20 protein-coding genes are annotated in these 17,587 nt (G+C 66.1%); 8 read left to right on the top strand and 12 right to left on the bottom strand.

Annotated elements, in window-relative coordinates; all coding sequences use genetic code 11:
• Positions 1 to 48: 48 nt before the first annotated feature.
• From BUR28_RS01165 to BUR28_RS01125, 9 genes are all read right to left on the bottom strand, one after another.
• Positions 49 to 1,083 (bottom strand): c-type cytochrome, encoded by a 1,035-nt coding sequence (locus BUR28_RS01165; protein WP_074218443.1) that lies wholly within the window; start codon positions 1,081 to 1,083, stop codon positions 49 to 51.
• Positions 1,067 to 2,338 carry a sulfite dehydrogenase gene (soxC, locus tag BUR28_RS01160; RefSeq protein ID WP_074218442.1) on the bottom strand — a complete coding sequence of 424 codons (1,272 nt, stop codon included), beginning with the start codon at positions 2,336 to 2,338 and terminating at the stop codon, positions 1,067 to 1,069. Before soxC ends, BUR28_RS01165 begins: the two co-directional genes overlap by 17 nt.
• 59 nt (positions 2,339 to 2,397) lie before the next feature.
• On the bottom strand, positions 2,398 to 4,089 hold the full coding sequence (soxB, locus tag BUR28_RS01155) for a thiosulfohydrolase SoxB (RefSeq protein WP_074218441.1): 1,692 nt from the start codon (positions 4,087 to 4,089) through the stop codon (positions 2,398 to 2,400).
• A gap of 102 nt (positions 4,090 to 4,191) precedes the next feature.
• Positions 4,192 to 5,052 (bottom strand): sulfur oxidation c-type cytochrome SoxA, encoded by an 861-nt coding sequence (gene soxA, locus BUR28_RS01150; protein WP_074218440.1) that lies wholly within the window; start codon positions 5,050 to 5,052, stop codon positions 4,192 to 4,194.
• 32 nt (positions 5,053 to 5,084) lie between these two features.
• Positions 5,085 to 5,414 carry a thiosulfate oxidation carrier complex protein SoxZ gene (gene soxZ, locus BUR28_RS01145; protein ID WP_074218439.1) on the bottom strand — a complete coding sequence of 110 codons (330 nt, stop codon included), beginning with the start codon at positions 5,412 to 5,414 and terminating at the stop codon, positions 5,085 to 5,087.
• A 20-nt stretch (positions 5,415 to 5,434) separates the two neighbouring features.
• On the bottom strand, positions 5,435 to 5,854 hold the full coding sequence (gene soxY, locus BUR28_RS01140) for a thiosulfate oxidation carrier protein SoxY (RefSeq protein ID WP_074218438.1): 420 nt from the start codon (positions 5,852 to 5,854) through the stop codon (positions 5,435 to 5,437).
• A 39-nt stretch (positions 5,855 to 5,893) separates the two neighbouring features.
• Positions 5,894 to 6,373 (bottom strand): sulfur oxidation c-type cytochrome SoxX, encoded by a 480-nt coding sequence (gene soxX, locus BUR28_RS01135; protein WP_074218437.1) that lies wholly within the window; start codon positions 6,371 to 6,373, stop codon positions 5,894 to 5,896.
• A 145-nt stretch (positions 6,374 to 6,518) separates the two neighbouring features.
• Entirely contained in the window at positions 6,519 to 7,085 is a 567-nt protein-coding gene (locus BUR28_RS01130) for a thioredoxin family protein (RefSeq protein WP_074218436.1), read from the bottom strand.
• Between the two features lie 26 nt (positions 7,086 to 7,111).
• Positions 7,112 to 7,849 carry a cytochrome c biogenesis CcdA family protein gene (locus tag BUR28_RS01125; RefSeq protein WP_074218435.1) on the bottom strand — a complete coding sequence of 246 codons (738 nt, stop codon included), beginning with the start codon at positions 7,847 to 7,849 and terminating at the stop codon, positions 7,112 to 7,114.
• Positions 7,850 to 7,916: 67 nt separating this feature from the next.
• On the opposite strand from BUR28_RS01125, the gene BUR28_RS01120 reads away from it, so the two are divergent.
• The 7 genes from BUR28_RS01120 to BUR28_RS01090 all read left to right on the top strand — a co-directional run bounded on the left by BUR28_RS01120 (position 7,917) and on the right by BUR28_RS01090 (position 13,597).
• Positions 7,917 to 8,321 carry a hypothetical protein gene (locus BUR28_RS01120; protein ID WP_074218434.1) on the top strand — a complete coding sequence of 135 codons (405 nt, stop codon included), beginning with the start codon at positions 7,917 to 7,919 and terminating at the stop codon, positions 8,319 to 8,321.
• Positions 8,318 to 8,812: a GlcG/HbpS family heme-binding protein gene (locus BUR28_RS01115; protein ID WP_074218433.1), complete on the top strand. Its 495-nt coding sequence runs from the start codon at positions 8,318 to 8,320 to the stop codon at positions 8,810 to 8,812. The genes BUR28_RS01120 and BUR28_RS01115 overlap by 4 nt, the downstream gene beginning before the upstream one ends.
• 90 nt (positions 8,813 to 8,902) lie before the next feature.
• On the top strand, positions 8,903 to 9,226 hold the full coding sequence (locus BUR28_RS01110) for an ArsR/SmtB family transcription factor (protein ID WP_074221462.1): 324 nt from the start codon (positions 8,903 to 8,905) through the stop codon (positions 9,224 to 9,226).
• 43 nt (positions 9,227 to 9,269) lie between these two features.
• The gene (locus BUR28_RS01105) at positions 9,270 to 10,316 is read left to right on the top strand and encodes a YeeE/YedE family protein (protein WP_074218432.1); all 1,047 of its coding nucleotides are present in this window, start codon (positions 9,270 to 9,272) and stop codon (positions 10,314 to 10,316) included.
• The gene (locus BUR28_RS01100; protein WP_254813669.1) at positions 10,313 to 11,026 is read left to right on the top strand and encodes a heparan-alpha-glucosaminide N-acetyltransferase; all 714 of its coding nucleotides are present in this window, start codon (positions 10,313 to 10,315) and stop codon (positions 11,024 to 11,026) included. Before BUR28_RS01105 ends, BUR28_RS01100 begins: the two co-directional genes overlap by 4 nt.
• A gap of 132 nt (positions 11,027 to 11,158) precedes the next feature.
• Positions 11,159 to 11,734 (top strand): hypothetical protein, encoded by a 576-nt coding sequence (locus BUR28_RS01095; protein WP_074218430.1) that lies wholly within the window; start codon positions 11,159 to 11,161, stop codon positions 11,732 to 11,734.
• 24 nt (positions 11,735 to 11,758) lie between these two features.
• On the top strand, positions 11,759 to 13,597 hold the full coding sequence (locus BUR28_RS01090) for a methyl-accepting chemotaxis protein (protein ID WP_074218429.1): 1,839 nt from the start codon (positions 11,759 to 11,761) through the stop codon (positions 13,595 to 13,597).
• Positions 13,598 to 14,138: 541 nt separating this feature from the next.
• On the opposite strand, the gene clpX is transcribed toward BUR28_RS01090, so the two are convergent.
• The 3 genes from clpX to BUR28_RS01075 form a co-directional block, all read right to left on the bottom strand.
• Complete coding sequence (gene clpX / locus BUR28_RS01085) at positions 14,139 to 15,401, bottom strand: ATP-dependent Clp protease ATP-binding subunit ClpX (RefSeq protein WP_074218428.1); 1,263 nt, start codon at positions 15,399 to 15,401, stop codon at positions 14,139 to 14,141.
• Positions 15,402 to 15,546: 145 nt separating this feature from the next.
• Positions 15,547 to 16,173, bottom strand: coding sequence for an ATP-dependent Clp protease proteolytic subunit (locus tag BUR28_RS01080; RefSeq protein ID WP_074218427.1), 627 nt, complete (start codon positions 16,171 to 16,173; stop codon positions 15,547 to 15,549).
• Between the two features lie 133 nt (positions 16,174 to 16,306).
• On the bottom strand, positions 16,307 to 16,792 hold the full coding sequence (locus BUR28_RS01075) for a MarR family winged helix-turn-helix transcriptional regulator (protein ID WP_074218426.1): 486 nt from the start codon (positions 16,790 to 16,792) through the stop codon (positions 16,307 to 16,309).
• Positions 16,793 to 17,045: 253 nt separating this feature from the next.
• On the opposite strand from BUR28_RS01075, the gene ectA reads away from it, so the two are divergent.
• Positions 17,046 to 17,585 (top strand): diaminobutyrate acetyltransferase, encoded by a 540-nt coding sequence (gene ectA / locus BUR28_RS01070; RefSeq protein ID WP_074218425.1) that lies wholly within the window; start codon positions 17,046 to 17,048, stop codon positions 17,583 to 17,585.
• Positions 17,586 to 17,587: the final 2 nt, after the last annotated feature.

Raw genomic sequence — 17,587 nt, 5'->3', positions numbered from 1 at the left:
GCCCCCGCTGGCCGGGGGCGCTCATCCGTGCCGGAAGTGCCCCCTGCGTCAGTTGAAGGTGCGCAGATAGGCGATGACCGCCTCGCGATCCTCTTCGGAGCGCAACCCCTGGAAGGACATGCGGCCCCGCGGAATCACCGCTCGCGGGCTTTCGAGATAGGCGTCCAGCGTGGCATGATCCCAGATCATCCCCTCCTCGGCGGCGGACAACAGGCCGGGCGAATACTTGAAGCCGTCGGCCTGGGCGACCTCGCGGCCAACGACGCCGTTGAGAACCGGCCCCACCCGGTGCTGTGCGTTCTCGCCCACCTGGTGACACGCCTTGCATTCGCGGAACACCTTTTCACCGGCGGCCACGAGCTTGGGATCGGGCATCTTGATCGGCGCCTTCTCCTGTTCTGCGGCGGCGCGGGACAGTTCCTCGCGCTCGCGGGCGGCCTCCTCGGTCTCCTGCTCGGGCGTCACATCCAGTACGGCCGCGCGCATGGTGATCTCGACCTCGACCTTGCAGTTCCCCATGCAGGGCTCGCGGACGAATTTCGGCAATTCGACCTCATCGCGGTCGTCGACGATGAACCCGTCTGCATTCGGCATTTCGACCTCGAGGAAGTTCTCGTTCGAGAGCTCGAAATCGTCATCCACCAGGAAGTTCGAGTAGAGGATGTAGGCGGTGATCGCATAGACCTCGTCGGCGGTGAGAGTCTGGGCGCCGCCGAAGGGCATCGAGCGGTGCACGTAATCCCAAACGGTTGAGAGATAGGGCCAGTACGAGCCTACGGTCTTGACCGGATCGGCGTCGGCAAGGGTGCCTTCTCCGCCGGCGAGCTGCGGCCAGTTGTCGACGCCTTCCGCGAATTCGCCGTGGCAGACCGCGCAGTTCATCGAGAAGAGTTCTTCGCCCTCGGCCACCGTGCCCGAGCCTTCGGGCAGGCCCGAGCCGTCAGGGGCCACGTCGAGGTCCCAGGCGGCGATTTCCTCGGGCAACGCGGGCCGGCCGAGGCCGAACCGCTCGGCCAGGGCGGGACCGGCGGAGAGCGTCGCGGTCAGCGCCGTGGCGATCAGAAGCTTACGAGATTTCGACATTTTCGGCCTCCCCGGTCTCCCGGACCCACCAGGTCTGAATGCCGTTGTTGTGATAGATCGAGTTCAGCCCGCGCACCTCGCGCAATTCGTCCTTGGTCGGCTGCACGTAGCCTTCAGAGTCCATCGTGCGGGATTGCAGCAGCATCTCCGAGCCGTCCCACTCTATGTCGAGATAGAACCGGGTGAGCGCCATCGGCTGGCCGGGCTGGGCTAGGCGCGCAGTCTGCCATGACTTGCCGCCGTCGATCGAGACGTCCACCCGCTCGATCGCGCCGCGGCCTGACCAGGCGAGCCCGGTAATGACCAGCGGTCCGGGGCCGTGGGCGATCGGCGATTGCGGGCTGGGCGAGGTGATGACCGATTTCGCGTCCATCACCCAGGTCCATTTGCGCGAGGTGCCGTCGGCCAGCGTGTCGGTGTATTTCGAGGTCTCTTCGCGGCTCTGGATCGCTTGGGTCGTGACCTCCACCCGTCGCAACCACTTGACCCAGAGATTGCCCTCCCAGCCCGGCACCACGAGGCGGACGGGATAGCCGTGTTCCTTGCGCAGCGCCTCGCCATTGGCCTTGAACGCCACCAGCACGTCGTCCAGCGCCTTTTCAAGCGGGATCGACCGGCCATTCGACGAGGCATCCGCGCCCTCGATGAAGATCCACTTGCCCTCGGGCTTGACGCCCGCCTCTTCCAGGAGCGTACGCAGCGGCACGCCGGTATACTCCATGTTGTGGATCATGCCGTGGGTGAACTGCGCGCCGTTGAGTTGCGCGCCCGCCCATTCCATGCCGGTATTCGCCGCGCACTCGCAGAAATAGACGTGGTTCTCGCGCGGGAAGCGTTCGAGATCGGCATAGGTGAACACGAGCGGCGTATCCACCAGCCCGTTGATCATCAGGCGGTAATCTTCCTTGCGCAGCTCGATCGCGCCCGAATGGTGCCGCTCGAAGGCGCAGCCCTGCGGCGTGATCGTGCCGTCGAGCGCGTGGATCGGCGTGAAGTTGATAGACGAGATCGTGTCGGCGGTCAGCCATTCCACGTTGCGCCGGATCACGTCGGACTCGTACTCGATGGGCAACCCGTAGGGCACCGCGTCGACGCCGTCGCCCAGGCCCTGCGCCCAGGGCTGGATCTCGGTAATCAGCGGGTCGGGCTCCTGCGCCGCGTTGGCCGCGCCGCCCGCGGCAATGGCGCCGCCCGTGGCGAGGCCGGCCTTGATGAAGCCACGACGGGTGGTCCCGCCACGCGACTGGTCCGTCATCCTTGCACCCTCCTCCTCGTCTCGTCTGGAAATATCGCTCATGCTCTCCTCCGGGGGGCTCAGGCGCCCGTCACCTTGACCGACTTGTTCGGATCGATGCTGACGGTGCCCTTGCGCTTGATATACGCCTCGACCACGTCCCAGATCGGCGGCCCCTCGGTGCCCTCGTTGACGCTGGCCCAGCCCGAGACGACATAGGCCTTGGCCGGGTCGATCAGCTCGCCCGTCTTCAGGAGCGTCATGTTGGTGATGCGTTCGCCTTGCGGCTTGGTCACGTCGATGTGGTAGCCCATGCCGCCGACGCGCACCATGTCGCCGCCCTGCTGGTAATAGGGGTCGGGGTTGAACAGGTTGTCCGCGACATCCTCGAGGATGATGTGCAGCATTTCGCCGGTCATCTCGGAGCGATAGGCGTTGGGATAGCTCATCGAGGTGGCGTTGAAGAGATCCTCGCGGGTGATCGGAGCCCCCGGAATGAGGCTGGGCCCCCAGCGGAAGCCGGGCGATAGCGCGATATCGGCCTCGCGCTCCTCGATCAGCGCGTTGCAGATCAGGTCGTCCCAGGTGCCGTTGAAGTTGCCGCGGCGGTAGAGCAGACTGTCGGTGGTGCCCAGCACCTCTTCCATCTCCGCCGCGTAGGGGGCCCGCTCCCGCTCGACCAGGGCCGCCATGTCGGGGTCGGGGTCGATTACGTCCGAGAAGATCGGGATCAGCTTGTGGCGGAAGCCCAGAAGCTGGCCGTTCTGCACGTCGAGATCGAGCCGGGTGACGAACTTGCCATTGGACCCGCTCGCGATCAGCAGCGTGTCGCCCACCAGCACCGGCTCGGGCAGCGCGTCATGGGTGTGGCCGGTCAGTATCACGTCGATGCCGGGCACCTGGCCGGCCATCTTGCGGTCGACGTCGAAGCCGTTGTGGCTCAGCACCACCACCAGGTCGGCGCCGGCGTCGCGCACCTCCTGTACCACCTCGGCCATCCGCTCCTCGCGCACGCCAAAGCTGAGGTCGGGGAACATCCAGGACGGGTTGGCGATGGGCAGGTAGGGGAAGGCCTGGCCGATCACCGCGATCTGTGCGCCGCCGCGCTCGAACATCTTGTAGGGCTCGTAGGCGGGCTCGTCCCAGGTGGCGTCGAAGATGTTGGCTCCGAGGAAGGGGAAGGGCAGCGTCTCGACGATCTCGTTCACGCGGTCGATGCCGAAGGTGAACTCCCAGTGGCTGGTCATCGCGTCGGGCTTCAGCGAGTTCATCGCGTTGACCATGTCCTGCCCGGCGGTCTTGAGCGAGGTGTAGGAGCCGTGCCAGGTGTCGCCGCCGTCCAGCAGCAGCGCCTCGGGGCGGTCGGCGCGGATCGCGTTGATGACGGTCGCCACGCGGTCGAGCCCGCCCATGCGTCCGTATTCGCGCGCCAGCGACACGAAGTCGAGATAGGTCAGCGCATAGGCGTGCGGCGTGCCCGGCTGGATGTCGAACATCTTGAGGAAGTCCTCGCCGGACACATGCGGCGGCTTGCCGGTGACGGCGCCCACGCCGAGATTGATCTCCGGCTCGCGGAACCAGACCGGCTTGAGCTGGGCGTGGATATCGGTGACATGGATCAGGGTCACGTTGCCGAAGCTGTCGAATTCCAGAAGCTGGTCCTGACTCAGCGCCTGCTGCGCGGCGAGCCTGGCCCAGTTGCCGACGCCAGAGGCGCCATAGACCGCCGAGGCCGCCACCGCCGCTTGCAGGAAATCTCTCCGCGAAATCATCGTGTCAGCGCCCCTTCTGGATCGTGTCTCACATGCGAGAAACTGAATATTTAAAAGCGAAGAAACCCCGCGCCCGGTCGCCCCGGCGCGGGGTGCTTCAGGTCAGTTGCGGACCGATGGTCCTTCGACCGACAGGCCGTTGCCGCGCGAGGCGACGTAAAGCTCCAGCGCCACGAACTCCGGCGAGCCAGGGTTGAACGTGTGCGCCCGGGTATCGCGGATACAGCCCTTGAACCGTCCATGGACCGAGTTCAGCCGGGCGTTCTTGAGCCGGTAGGTCGGAAAGCCGTTGATGTGTCCCTGGCTCAGATGGTCGGCCCGGATGTAGTTGTCGTAGTTCTCCTCGTGACAGGACGCGCAGGAGAGTTCGAGTTGGCCGAACCGGGTATAGTATATCTCCTTGCCCTTCTCCCAGGTTTCCTGGGCCGGGCCGTCGATGGCAACACTCACCGGCATCCCGCGCGATACCGAGGCGATCAGGGCGGTCATGTTGCGCATGTCGCCGCCATCGTATTTCCAGGGCTCGGCACCCATCCGGTTTTCGCGGCAGTCGTTCACCATCATCTCTATGGTCCGGACCTCGCCGGCGCTTTCCACCCATTTCGGATAGACCGCGCGCACGCCCGTCATGCTTTCGCCGGGCGTGGCGTGGCAGTCCGCACAGGACTTGCCCTCACTGCCCTCGGCGGTGTCCCAGACCTCGCGCGCCTCGTCCACGAAGATCATCCCCGGGTTGTCGAAGTCGTCGGCCTGCAGGGCCTGGGTTTCCTTGGTGCGGAACGTCCAGCCCGAGCGGATCTCATCGATATACTCCATGTGCTCGGGCGCGTCGGTCCGCGTGACCATGCGGATGTCCCCGTTCACCACCAGGTCGGCATTCGGGTCGGCGGCGGCGGCCCCGGCAGTCAATGCCAGCGCCGCGGCCGCCGCGGTCATCGCCTTGATCGGCGTTCTCGTTGTCATGCGCTTCCCTCCCTCGAAACGTCTGAACCGGATCAGCCGATGGCGATCGACTTGCTCTCCTCGTAGATCGAGCCGTCGTCGTCGTACCAGGTGAACTTCATGTCACCGGCTTCCGGGATGATCGCCTCGAACTCGAAATACGGGTTGGTCGAGATCGCGGGCGCCATCGCCACGTCGATCACGTTCTGGCCGTTGAAGTCGACGGTGAAGCGGTTGATGATCGAACGCGGGATGGTGTTGCCATCGCTGTCCTTGCGCTGGCCGCTTTCCATCTTGTGGCTGATCAAGGTCTTGATGACCACGGATTCGCCCGCCGCCGCCGATTTCGGGGCCTTCACGCGGGGCTTGACACCTTCTGCCATGTCCTTGTCCTCCTGTTCGCTCAGCCGCCGCAGCCGCCGATGGTGACTTTCACGGTATTCGACGCCTGCACGAAGCTGCCGTCGCCCATCTTGGCGATGGCGACCACGTCCTGGGTGCCGGCCAGCCGGATCCGGGTCGAGGCGCGCTGAGCACCGGCGAGCGGACCGAACTTGAAGGTGACCACGTCCGGCGTCGGGTTGCCCGAGGCCAGCACCAGGATCTGCTCGGCGCCGGGGGCATCGACCTCGATCGGGACGGTGTTGCCGTTCTCGGCGATCTCGGGCGTGGTCAGCGTAATGCCCCCCTCGCCCACCGACGCGCCGCCGGTGAACTCGGCGATGCGATCATCCGGGGCGGCCTTTGCGGCGCGCGGCGGCAGCATCATCATCGCGGCGAAGCCCGCGCTGATCGCGATCGCTCCTCGTCTGGTGAATTCCATGTCTCTCTCCTTTCGAGATCAGCCCCGCGCGGGGGGCGCTCAGTCCTTCAGAGTCATCAGGTAGGCGACCACGTCCTCGACCTGCTGGGCGGTCAGAAGCGGCTCGACCTCACCCTCGACCGGCTTGCCGGAGAAGCCTTCGCCCGGCCGGACAAAGCCATCGACCTTGTAGTAGGCTGGCATCACCGTGCCCTCGAACACGTTCTTGGAGTTCGTCACGATGCCGCGGATCATCGCTTCGGGGTAGCGACCGGCCACGCCGTCGAGTTCGGGTCCGACCTCGCCGTGGAACGGCACGTCCCGCGCCATCTCGCCGATCGCGTGGCACGAGACACAGTTGCCGAGGCTCTTGCCGCCGACGACCTTGCGCCCCTCCGCCGGATCGCCCGGCGTCTCGGTCAGCGGCTTGGGCACGAACCCGTATTCGTCACGCTCCACCTCTCCGGGGGCCACCTCGGCCGCTTGGGCCATCGTCAGGCCCGCGGCCAGGCAGAGGGCGCAAAGTGCAACCTTCTTCATCGTCAAGAATCCTCCCGTGTCTTCTCCCTGATGTGAACTGTAGCGGAGGTGTGCCATCGCATGCAACAACGAATACAGTTTCTTGCATACGAGAATGATTCCACGTTATCCGCAGCTTAGGTCACTTAATTATGTATTTCCGATATCAGTTACTCTCTTCGGCGAGCTTCCGCGCGACGTATTTCTGGAAGTGCTCGTCGCCCTCGTAGCCCTTCTTCAGAACCCATTCGAAGAGCGCGGTCGTCGTGCCTTTTTCGAAGGCGCCGGGCATCGTCGCGACGGCCGCCTCCGCCGCGGTGCCGCCCTCGGGCGCCTCTTCCGGCATGAACATCATCGTCGGCGTGAAGAACACGCCCCAGCGGCGCGCCATCTCCTTTTCGGGCAGGGCGGTGCCGTCGAGATCGGTCACCTCCACATCGCCGAAAAGATTCATCTGCACGACGAAGTAGTTCTCCTCGATCAGCGCCCCGATCTCGGGGGTTGGAAACACTTCCTCATGCATCTTGGTGCAGTAGATGCAGCCCCGCTGCTCCCAGAGGATGAGCATGCGCTTGCCCTCGGCATTTGCCTCGGCAATGTCCTCGCCCACGTCCTTGAAGGTGTCGCGCAGCCAGTCGGGCTTGTGCAGCCCGTCATCGCCCAGCGGCGGGCCGGCCAGAACCGGGGCCGCCAGCGCCACGAAACCGGCCGCAAGAAGCATGGTCCGTCTCATTTCCGTCCTCCCTTTGGTTTCAAAGCCTAGCCGATTCTCGAGAACCAAGGCACGTTGTCGATCATGAACTGCGCGATGTAGGCGATGGAGTTGGTGGCGATCAGAACCGCGAACAGGATCAGCATCGCGCCCATCGCCTTCTCCACATGGCCCAGGTATTTCCGGTTACGCTGCATCCAGGCCAGGAACGGCTTTGCGAAGGCGGCCGCGATCACGAAGGGGAAAGTCATGGCCAACCCGTAGACCAGAAGCAGCAGCCCCCCCTTGGTGACGTCGCCCATTCCGCTGGCCACCATCAGGATCGCCGCGAGCGCCGGCCCGACGCAGGGCGTCCAGCCGAAGCCGAAGGCCAGCCCCATAAGGTAGGCGCCGAGAATCGTCGTGGGCTCGGCCTTGGATTCGATTCGCGCCTCGCGGTAGAGGAAGGGGATTCGCAGGATGCCGAGGAAGTGCAGCCCGAACAGGAACAGGATCGCGGCCGCGACATAGGACAGCTCGTCCTTCCAGACACGGAAGCCCTGGCCCAGCGCCGTCGCCCCCATGCCAAGCAACACGAAGATCGAGGTCACCCCCAGTGCGAAGAATACCGCGGAAATCACAAGCCTGCGCACTGCGCCGGCGGGAATGTGGTCCTCGCCGCGCAGCTCGGTCATCGAGATGCCGGCCATGTAGCAGAGGTAGAAGGGCACGATGGGCAGGATGCAGGGCGAGAGAAACGACAGGATGCCCGCAATGGCGGCGCCGCCATAGGAAATTTCCAGCATCTAGGCCCTCCCTTGCCGTGGATGCGAAAACAAATTACGATTTTTCTATGTAACGGGAATGCCTCGAATGAAACGAGTATTTGCCGCATTGCTTTCAGCGGGGCTTCTCGCAACGGCCTCCGCCGGTGTGGCGCGGGCGGAACTCGTTCTCGCGATGTTCGAGGAAATCGGATGTGCCTACTGCACCATGTGGCACAACGAGATCGGGCCGATCTACCCCAAGACGAAGGCTGGAGAGGTCGCGCCGCTACGCCGCGTCGACCTGATGAAACCGATCCCCGAGGACATCGTCCTCGACAGCAAGCCGCACTTCACGCCGACCTTCGTGCTGTTGCGCGACGGGGTAGAGATTGCGCGGCTGGAGGGCTATCCGGGGGAGGATTTCTTCTGGGGGCTGATCGAGGCACTTCTGAGGGAACAGCCCGAATGGGCGGAGAATGGAAACAAGACGAAGGGAGGAGCCGAGGGATGATGAGGACACTGGCTTTCGTGGCGGTCTTGACGCTGCCCGCGGGCGGCGCGGCGGCCCAGGATGCGTTCGTGGAGTTCAAGGCGTTGAAGCCCGAGGTGGCGCTTCAGGCCGCCGTGGCCGCGATGGAGTACTGCCGGTCCGAGGGTTACCAGGTCGGCGTGGCGGTTACCGACCGCTTCGGCACGATGCAGGCCTTCGTGCGAGACCGCTATGCCGGCGCCCATGTCGAGGAGACCGCCCGGCGCAAGGCGTGGACCGCGGCGAGCTTTCGCACCGCGACGATGGATCTGGGCGAGCTGACCGCGCCCGACACGATGTTCGCCGGGATCCGCGACCTGGACCAGGCGCTGGCGCTGGGCGGCGGTGTGACAATCGAACATGCCGGCTCGATCGTCGGCGCGATCGGCGTCTCCGGCGCGCCCGGGCCCGATCTCGACGACGAGTGCGCCCGCGAGGGCATCGCCGCGATCGAGGAGCAGATGGGGTTCTGACACCCTGCGCATCGGATGGTAGCGGACTCGACCCATACCGACGGCACCGGCCCCGCACGCCCCGAAGCGGGCGGGATCGAAGCCGACGATATGATGGAACATGCCGAGACGGCCTCGAGCTTTCTCAAGGCGCTGTCCCACGAGGGGCGGCTGATGATCCTGTGCCATCTCTCGACGGGCGAAAAGTCGGTCACAGAGCTCGAGACGCTGCTGTCCTCGCGCCAGGCCGCGGTCAGCCAGCAGCTTGCACGGCTCCGGCTCGAGGGGCTGGTCAACTATCGGCGCGAGGGCAAGGCGATCTACTATTCTCTGGCGGACGAGCGGGCGCGCCGTATGCTGGAGCTGATGCACGACCTGTTCTGCAATGCACAGAATCCGCCGCCGCAAATGGCAGGCGGACACGACGCGAAATAAAGCACCGGGCCGCGCGGATCGCGGGCCGGGCCGGGGAGGACCGATGGAGTTCATTTCCGTGGGCGCCTGGGCGGCGCTGATCGGCTTCGTGACCGGGGGCGTGCTGGGCCTTGCCGCGCGGCTTGGCGAGTTCTGCACCCTCGGCGCCATCGAGAGCGCAGTCTACGGCGCCGACCAGCGCCGGCTGCGCATGTGGGGGGTGATCCTCGGCACCGGGATCGCATCCACCTACCTGCTGGCCGCAATGGGCCGGATCGATCTCGGCAAGACCCCCTATCACGCGATCGCCTGGAACCCGCTGGCCAGCGTGCTCGGCGGCGCGGTCTTCGGCTATGGCATGGCGCTGGCGGGGAATTGCGGCTTTGGCGCGCTGTCGCGCTTTGGCGGCGGCGATCTGCGCTCGCTGGTGGTGGTCGTCGTCATTTCGATCTTCGGCTTCGTGACGCTCTCGGGACCGCTCGCGCCCTTGCGCGACTGGGCCTTTCCGCAATTGCCCGCCTCGGGCATGCAGAGCTTTCCGCACCTGACCGAGGCCTACCTGGGCATTCCCACCCTCATCGTGGCGCTGGCCATCGCGGCGGGGTTCCTCGCCTGGGGCCTGTCGCACCCCCCGCTGCGGGACGAGCCCCGCCGGATTGGCTGGGGTGTCGCCGTGGGACTCGCGATCTCGGGCGCGCTCTGGGGGATGACCTGGCTGAACCACGCCAGTTTCGGCGCCGTCGATGTCGAGGGGCACACCTTCACCGCGCCGCTGGGCCGCACGCTGATGTGGCTGATGACCTCGTCCGCCGGCGGTCTGTCCTTCTCGGTCGGCTCGGTGCTGGGGGTGCTCGCGGGCGCCTGGATCGGGTCCTGGCGCAAGGGCAGCTTCCGCTGGGAGGCCTGTGAGGACCCGCGGGAACTCGGACGCCAGGTCGTGGGGGCGGCGCTGATGGGCATCGGCGGCGTGGTCGCGCTGGGCTGTTCGGTCGGCCAGGGAGCGACCGCCTTCTCGACCCTGGCCTATTCCGCGCCGGTGACGCTGGCCGCGATCTGTGCCGGCGCGCTGTTGGGGCTGCGCCGGCTTATCGCCGGGTTCCAGCCAGATTGATCGGGCGCATCCCGGCCATCGATCACGCCCGCGCGGCGGCGCTCCTCGGCATGGGCGTGTTTCACTTCGCCTATGACCTCGAAATGTTCGGCCACCTGGCGCCGGGCACGGTCGTCTCGGGCGGTTGGCGCACCTTTTCCATCCTCGTCGCGGGCAGCTTCCTGTTCCTCGCCGGCGTCAGCCTGCATCTGGCCCACGGACGGCGCCTGCGCTGGCGCGCCTTCGCCCGGCGGCTGGCGATGGTGGGCGGCGCGGCGGGGCTGGTAACGCTCGGTACCTTCGCGGTCTTTCCCGAACGGTTCGTCTATTTCGGCATCCTGCACGCCATCGCGGTGTCCTGCGTCATCGGCCTCGCCTTCCTGCGCCTGCCCGCGTTTCTAACGCTCATCGCGGCCGCCGCCGTGATCGCCCTGCCCCGCCCGCTCGGCCCCGACCGGCCCTGGCTCGACTGGACGGGGCTGACCGCGACGCCTCGGCCCAGCGTCGATTTCGAACCGGTTTTCCCCTGGCTCGCCCCCTTCCTCGCGGGACTGGCGCTGGCGCGTCTGGGCTCCGCGGCCGGCCTCTGGGCCCGGCTCCGCCCGGTCGACCGGCCCAACCGACTGTCGCGCACGCTCGCATGGCCGGGACGGCACAGCCTCGCGCTGTACCTCGTTCACCAGCCGGTGCTCATCGGACTGGTCTGGGCCGGAACGGCTCTGACGCGATAGGCGCCACGGGCTCCTCCTCGCCATGCGACGGAATGCGGTCTTCGGCGCAGTTAAGGATTCGGTAGGGCGATTCGGCCTACGCCTTAGGTCAGGTGTCACCCAACCGGCACCGACTGCAGCGAAAGGACCACCATGATCCGTACCTTCCGGACCCTGACCCCGCTCGTCGCCCTGCTGGCCACGCCGGCAGCGGCTGGCGACTTCGACACCCAGATGTCGGACTTCCTTGACGCCAACGTGCGCAGCTGGGCCGCCGATCCCGTGATCGTCAAGGCCGTCACCGCCCAGAACGCCGAAACCGCCGGCTACGACCAGGCCCGCATCGACGAGCTCGACACGACCTGGCGCGCCCAGGTCGGCAGCGCCGATACCTCGCTGATCGACCCGGTGATCACCGGCCCGGTCGCCGACTTCCTGCGCGGCCAGATGGACGCGATGGGCGGCCAGGTGACCGAGATCATCCTGATGGACGCGCGTGGCCTGAACGTCGCCACCTCGGCCGTGACCTCCGATTACTGGCAGGGTGACGAGGAAAAGCACTCGATGACCTACGCGGTCGGCCCCGACGGCGTGCATTTCGGCGACATCGAGTTCGACGAGTCGACCCAGACCTACCAGGCGCAGATCTCGTTCACGATCACCGACCCGGCCAGCGGCGCCCCGATCGGCGCCATGACCGTCGCGGTCGACGGTGACGCCTTCCTCTGAACCGACCGCGACAGGAGCAGTAAAATGACAGCGACCAGGGCATCAAGCGGCCGCAGCGGCCTGCAGACCTCCATCTTCGCCAAGGCCGCGGCCTTGGTCGCGCTCACCACCATCGCCGTGGCCGCGATGGTGCTCTTTTCGGCGCAACGCAGCGCCTACGGGATCGTGCATCAGCACCTGGTCGATCTCATGATCGCGAATACCGACGCCACGGCAGGAAGCATCGGCGGCCACATCAAGTTCGGCAAGGTCGACTCTGTGATGCTCGAACTCGAGAACCATGCCGATAAGGCCGCTGAACACTTCGTCGCGATTGGGGCCTGGGATGCCTCCGGCACGCAGCTCGCCGATATCGGAGCCACGGACGCCGCGACGCGCGCCGAGATGGCCCGGCTTGCCCAAGACGCGCGCGACACCGGCGAGATCGCGGTCAACCACCACGACATGATCCTCGCCATTCCGGTGATTTACCGCGACGGGCAGGTCACCGGCGCGGTCGGCGCGGTCTGGACGCCAGCGGGCCTTTACGCCGAGATGCTTATCAAGGCAGCGCCCGCTATGGCCCTGACCGGTCTCGCCTTCCTCGCTCTTCTCGGTCTCGCCACCTTCCTTCTGCGCCGGATGATCGGCCTGCCGCTCCACGCCGTGAGCGACGCCATGACCCAGGTCTCGCGGGGCGACTACGACGCGGCCATTCCGATGACCGAGAGCCACGACGAGGTCGGGGTCATCGCGCGAAGCCTCGACGCGTTGCGCGACCGGCTGCAACACGCCCAGGCCGCCGATGCCGCCCTGGAACGCGCGCGGGCGGACCAGGCCGACGCGGTGCAACGTCTGGGCAAGGGCCTCACGGCGCTCGCTGCGGGCGACCTGACCCAGCCGATCGAGACGGCCTTCGCCGCCGAGTACGAACAGCTGCGTCACGATTTCAACGCGACGATGTCGACGCTGAACGAGATGCTGGCCGCGGTCGTGGAGAACGCGACCGAGATCCGCGGCCGGGCGGAGGAGATTGCCGGGGCGTCGGACGATCTCTCGCACCGGACCGAGACCCAGGCCGCGACGCTGGAGGAAACCGCCGCCGCGCTGGACGAACTCACCGGCTCGGTGCGCTCGGCGGCCGAGGGCGCGGCCGAGGTCGAGGGCGTCGTGCGGTCCGCCCGCGGCGATGCCGAGGCCTCGGGCCGCGTCGTCTCCGACGCCGTCGACGCGATGGGCGAGATCAAGCGCTCCTCCGACGAGATCAGCCAGATCATCGGCGTGATCGACGACATCGCGTTCCAGACCAACCTCCTGGCGCTCAACGCGGGCGTCGAGGCGGCGCGGGCGGGCGAGGCGGGCCGCGGCTTCGCCGTGGTCGCCTCGGAGGTGCGCGCGCTGGCGCAGCGCTCGTCGGAAGCGGCGCGCGAGATCAAGGAGCTGATCTCGGCGAGTTCGGGTCAGGTGGAATCCGGCGTCGCGCTGGTCAACCGCGCGGGCGAGGCGCTGTCGGACATCGTCGGGCGCGTGGGCAACATCGCCGACCTCGTCTCCGAGATCGCGACCGGCGCCCAGGAGCAGTCGGTGGGCCTGGGCGAGATCAACGTGGGCGTCACCCAGCTCGACCAGGTCACCCAGCAGAACGCCGCCATGGTCGAAGAGGCCACCGCCGCCTCGGCCACCCTCCGCCACGAGGCCGAAACCCTCCAGGGCCTCGTCGCACGATTCCGGCTGAAGACCCAGGCGGCGCAGTCCCCGGGCGCGATGGCGCCGCTGCGTCTCGTCCAGAACAGCGCCGCCGACGCCGCGCCGGAGAAGGCCGGTCTGAGCTTTCCCGCCCAGAAACGCGCCGCGCAAGGACAGGCCGACTGGCAGGACTTCTGAGGGCAAGATGCGCAGACGGGGCCATGCATCGGCGTGCATCGCCCCGAATGAGGGATGAACACGGATCGTAGGATTACTCGTCCCGCCGAAATGGGGCACGAGTTCAAACGATCCGATCGCGGACGGGTGACAAGCTGTCGTCCGGCAGCCGTCTCCGCCCCTTGCAGGACACCTTAGACCTAAGTCGTCAAGCAGCGAGTTGCCGCGCCGAGGAACCGTCACTTGTGGTCGCCGACCGTCACGTTCGAGGCGCCCTCACCGGCGTCCGGAGCGCGCAAGCGCCGCCCCCCAATCGCATGGGCTGCGTGATAGAACTGCTGGCCGCCTGTGTCGGCCCTGACATCGAGAGGGGCCCGCACGCGACCACGGACCACGCACACCCGGTAGCCCAGAGACGGCGGGCCTCACGGTCGACGCGGTCCACTCGGGGTGAAAGAGCCCGGCGCCCCCTAGGCGCCGAGCGAGTTGAATCTGGAGGAGAAAGGTGGCGGTCATCGTGTGATGACCGTTTTCGGGACGCACAGGGCGGCATGGCTTGGGCTCAGCCCGCCGTCGCGCCTTCCTTCTTCTGGTCGGCATAGATCATGAGAGGCGCCGCGTCGACCGACACCGCCTCTTCGTTGACCACGACCTCCTCGACGCCTTCCATTCCCGGCAGGTCGAACATGGTATCCAGCAGGATGTCTTCCATGATCGAGCGCAGCCCCCGCGCCCCGGTCTTCCGGGCAATGGCACGCTTCGCGATCGCCATGAGCGCATCGTCGGTGAAGGTGAGCTTGACATCCTCGAGGTCGAACAGTCGCTGGTACTGCTTGACCAACGCGTTCTTGGGCTCGGTCAGGATGGAAACCAACGCGTCCTCATCAAGGTCTTGCAACGTCGCGATCACGGGGAGGCGGCCGACGAACTCGGGGATCAGCCCGAACTTCAGAAGGTCCTCGGGCTCCAGTTCGCGGAACATCTCGCCCACGCCGCGGGTATCGTCAGCCTTGACATCGGCGCCGAAGCCGATCGCCGAGCCCTTGCCGCGCTGGGCGATGATCTTCTCCAGCCCGGCGAAGGCGCCACCGCAGATGAACAGGATGTTCGTGGTATCCACCTGCAGGAATTCCTGCTGCGGGTGCTTGCGCCCGCCTTGGGGCGGTACCGAGGCGACGGTGCCCTCCATGATTTTCAACAGCGCCTGCTGCACGCCCTCACCCGACACGTCGCGGGTGATAGAGGGGTTGTCGGACTTGCGCGTGATCTTGTCGACCTCGTCGATATAGACAATGCCGCGCTGCGCGCGCTCGACATTGTATTCCGACGCCTGCAGGAGCTTGAGGATGATGTTCTCGACATCCTCGCCCACATAGCCCGCCTCGGTCAGCGTCGTGGCGTCGGCCATGGTGAAGGGCACGTCGAGGATACGGGCCAAGGTCTGGGCCAGCAGCGTCTTGCCACAGCCTGTGGGGCCGATCAGCAGGATGTTCGACTTCGCCAACTCGATCTCGGACTTCCCGGCGTGGTTTAGCCGCTTGTAGTGGTTGTGCACCGCCACCGAGAGCACGCGCTTGGCATGGGCCTGGCCGATCACGTAATCGTCCAGCACCTCACAGATATCCTTCGGCGAGGGGACGCCGTCGGAGGATTTCAGCCCGGAGGACTTGGTCTCCTCCCGGATGATATCCATGCAGAGTTCAACGCATTCGTCGCAGATGAACACCGTCGGCCCGGCGATCAACTTGCGCACTTCGTGCTGGCTCTTGCCGCAGAACGAGCAATAGAGCGTGTTCTTGGAGTCGCTGCCTGAAGTCGTCGCCATTTCCGTCCTCTGCGGTCGTCCGTTCTCTGCCCTTCCGAGCCGCGTGCCCGGATGCCCCATGCCCGGGGGCCAGCGTAGGCCAGTCCCCTTCAAGGCACAACGCCAAATTCCCCGACGCCGTTCCGCGTGAGGAGGCGCCCCGGTCCTAGGCGCCGTCCACCGCCGCGCGGCTTTCGACGATCTCGTCGATTAGGCCCCACTCCTTGGCGGCCTCGGCATCCATGAAGTTATCGCGCTCCAGCGCGTCAACCACCGTCTGCAGGTCTTGGCCAGTATGCTTGACGTAGATCTGGTTAAGGCGGTCTTTAAGCTTCTGCGTTTCCTGCGCGTGAATCATGATGTCGGTCGCCTGCCCCTGGTAGCCGCCCGAGGGCTGGTGGACCATGATCCGCGAATTCGGCAGCGAGAAGCGCATGCCCGGCGCGCCCGCGGCAAGCAGCAACGAGCCCATCGAGGCCGCCTGCCCGACCACGAGCGTCGAGACCTTGGGCTTGATGTACTGCATCGTGTCGTAGATCGACAGCCCCGAGGTCACCACGCCTCCGGGGCTGTTGATGTACATCGAGATGTCCTTGGACGGGTTCTCGGCCTCCAGGTGCAGCAGCTGGGCCACGATCAGGCTCGACATGCCGTCATGCACCGGCCCGGTGATGAAGATGATCCGCTCTTTCAGAAGGCGCGAGAAGATGTCGTAGGCCCGCTCGCCGCGCGAGGTCTGCTCGACCACCATGGGCACGAGGTTGTTCATGTAGTGCTCGATCGGATCGGTCATGTGCCTGCCTCATGAAGTTCGGGCGATGGGACTGCCCTTGGGACTTGGCGAGTCTTAGTGCCGCGCCCGGACCCCTGCAAGGGATAGCGCATTATCGGACCGCCCTCGGTTAATGCCGAGCCACGGTCGGGCGTCAACTCGCGGGCGGGTTCTTCCGGATGTCGCCGAGGTCCAGAACCGGGGCCGCATCGAGGTGACCGGCGTGCAGCAGTGCCGCGACGCGCTCCAGCGCGGCAACAAGCATCGCCTGCTCCCAGTCCGGCAGACGATCGAAGGCCTCGACATAGCGGTCGTGCAGCGGGTCGGGCGCGCGCTCGATCACTTCGCGGCCCGCGGGCGTGATGAAGATGTTCATCTGGCGCCGGTCGGTTTCGGACCTCCGGCGCTCGACGAGCCCCTTGGCGACCAGCCGGTCGATAAGCGTCGTCATCGTGGCCTGCGCCACGCCCATCCGCGCGGCGATGGTCTTGGGCGTGCTCATGCCCGTTTCGGCCACGATCTGCAGCACCCGGATCTGCACCGGCGTCAGCCCCGCCGCCCTGGCTAGTTCGCGCCCGTAAAGCTCGGTCGCGCGCAGGATGCGGCGCAGGGCGATCAGACTGATATCCGAACGTTTCACGGCCTCTCCTTCACCCTAGCTGCGCTGCGTTTCCACCAATCGCCCCCGCTGCGCAAGAGGGCGAAGATTTGATGGCCTAAGCGCCGCACTCGCCGATTCGTACCGCGCCAGACCCGCTCCGAACAGCCTTGTTAACATTTTTTTGCCTTAAACTTCGGCGTTTGCAAGGCGTCCCCGCCAAAAAACTTAGCCTGTTGAAATTTCATGTGGCTAAGCATATATCTCACTGCGAACGAACGGAGGACAGGAGCAGATGACCGAGAGCATCGACACGAAGCCGCTTGCCAAGGACGCCCCCATCTCTTTCCGCGTACCGACCGACGAGGACGGCGCGGCAGTGTGGTCACTGATCCGCGATTGTAAGCCGCTCGACGAGAACTCGATGTATTGCAACCTGTTGCAGTGCGACCATTTTCGCGACACCTGCATCCTGTCCGAGATTGAGGGGCAAGTGGTCGGCTGGATTTCGGCTTATCGCGTGCCGTCGGACCCGGACACGCTCTTCGTCTGGCAGGTTGCCGTGTCCGACAAGGCCCGGGGCCGGGGCCTTGGCCGCAAGATGCTCCTGGAACTACTGGAGCGTGAGGCATGTGATGGCGTGATGCGCCTGCAGACGACTATCACGCCCGACAATCGGGCCTCTTGGGGCCTCTTCCGCGGGTTCGCGCGCCGGCTGGGCGCGACGCTGGTCGACGAACCGCACTACACCCGCGACGATCACTTCCAAGGCCGCCATGCGACCGAGCACATGGTCACCATCCGGCTTGCCGAGGCGCTGCAGAAGGCGGCGTGACG

The sequence above is a fragment of the Rhodovulum sp. ES.010 genome (assembly GCF_900142935.1).
Taxonomy (GTDB): Bacteria; Pseudomonadota; Alphaproteobacteria; order Rhodobacterales; family Rhodobacteraceae; genus Rhodovulum.
This window is presented reverse-complemented; position numbering and strand designations above follow the sequence as displayed.

What these genes read in the sequence shown, in the direction of transcription:
- BUR28_RS01165 (WP_074218443.1), bottom strand. Translation starts at nt 1,083, where the DNA reads ATGTCGAAATCTCGTAAGCTTCTGATCGCCACGGCGCTGACCGCGACG.
- soxC (WP_074218442.1), bottom strand. Translation starts at nt 2,338, where the DNA reads ATGACGGACCAGTCGCGTGGCGGGACCACCCGTCGTGGCTTCATCAAG.
- soxB (WP_074218441.1), bottom strand. Translation starts at nt 4,089, where the DNA reads ATGATTTCGCGGAGAGATTTCCTGCAAGCGGCGGTGGCGGCCTCGGCG.
- soxA (WP_074218440.1), bottom strand. Translation starts at nt 5,052, where the DNA reads ATGACAACGAGAACGCCGATCAAGGCGATGACCGCGGCGGCCGCGGCG.
- soxZ (WP_074218439.1), bottom strand. Translation starts at nt 5,414, where the DNA reads ATGGCAGAAGGTGTCAAGCCCCGCGTGAAGGCCCCGAAATCGGCGGCG.
- soxY (WP_074218438.1), bottom strand. Translation starts at nt 5,854, where the DNA reads ATGGAATTCACCAGACGAGGAGCGATCGCGATCAGCGCGGGCTTCGCC.
- soxX (WP_074218437.1), bottom strand. Translation starts at nt 6,373, where the DNA reads ATGAAGAAGGTTGCACTTTGCGCCCTCTGCCTGGCCGCGGGCCTGACG.
- BUR28_RS01130 (WP_074218436.1), bottom strand. Translation starts at nt 7,085, where the DNA reads ATGAGACGGACCATGCTTCTTGCGGCCGGTTTCGTGGCGCTGGCGGCC.
- BUR28_RS01125 (WP_074218435.1), bottom strand. Translation starts at nt 7,849, where the DNA reads ATGCTGGAAATTTCCTATGGCGGCGCCGCCATTGCGGGCATCCTGTCG.
- BUR28_RS01120 (WP_074218434.1), top strand. Translation starts at nt 7,917, where the DNA reads ATGAAACGAGTATTTGCCGCATTGCTTTCAGCGGGGCTTCTCGCAACG.
- BUR28_RS01115 (WP_074218433.1), top strand. Translation starts at nt 8,318, where the DNA reads ATGATGAGGACACTGGCTTTCGTGGCGGTCTTGACGCTGCCCGCGGGC.
- BUR28_RS01110 (WP_074221462.1), top strand. Translation starts at nt 8,903, where the DNA reads ATGATGGAACATGCCGAGACGGCCTCGAGCTTTCTCAAGGCGCTGTCC.
- BUR28_RS01105 (WP_074218432.1), top strand. Translation starts at nt 9,270, where the DNA reads ATGGAGTTCATTTCCGTGGGCGCCTGGGCGGCGCTGATCGGCTTCGTG.
- BUR28_RS01095 (WP_074218430.1), top strand. Translation starts at nt 11,159, where the DNA reads ATGATCCGTACCTTCCGGACCCTGACCCCGCTCGTCGCCCTGCTGGCC.
- BUR28_RS01090 (WP_074218429.1), top strand. Translation starts at nt 11,759, where the DNA reads ATGACAGCGACCAGGGCATCAAGCGGCCGCAGCGGCCTGCAGACCTCC.
- clpX (WP_074218428.1), bottom strand. Translation starts at nt 15,401, where the DNA reads ATGGCGACGACTTCAGGCAGCGACTCCAAGAACACGCTCTATTGCTCG.
- BUR28_RS01080 (WP_074218427.1), bottom strand. Translation starts at nt 16,173, where the DNA reads ATGACCGATCCGATCGAGCACTACATGAACAACCTCGTGCCCATGGTG.
- ectA (WP_074218425.1), top strand. Translation starts at nt 17,046, where the DNA reads ATGACCGAGAGCATCGACACGAAGCCGCTTGCCAAGGACGCCCCCATC.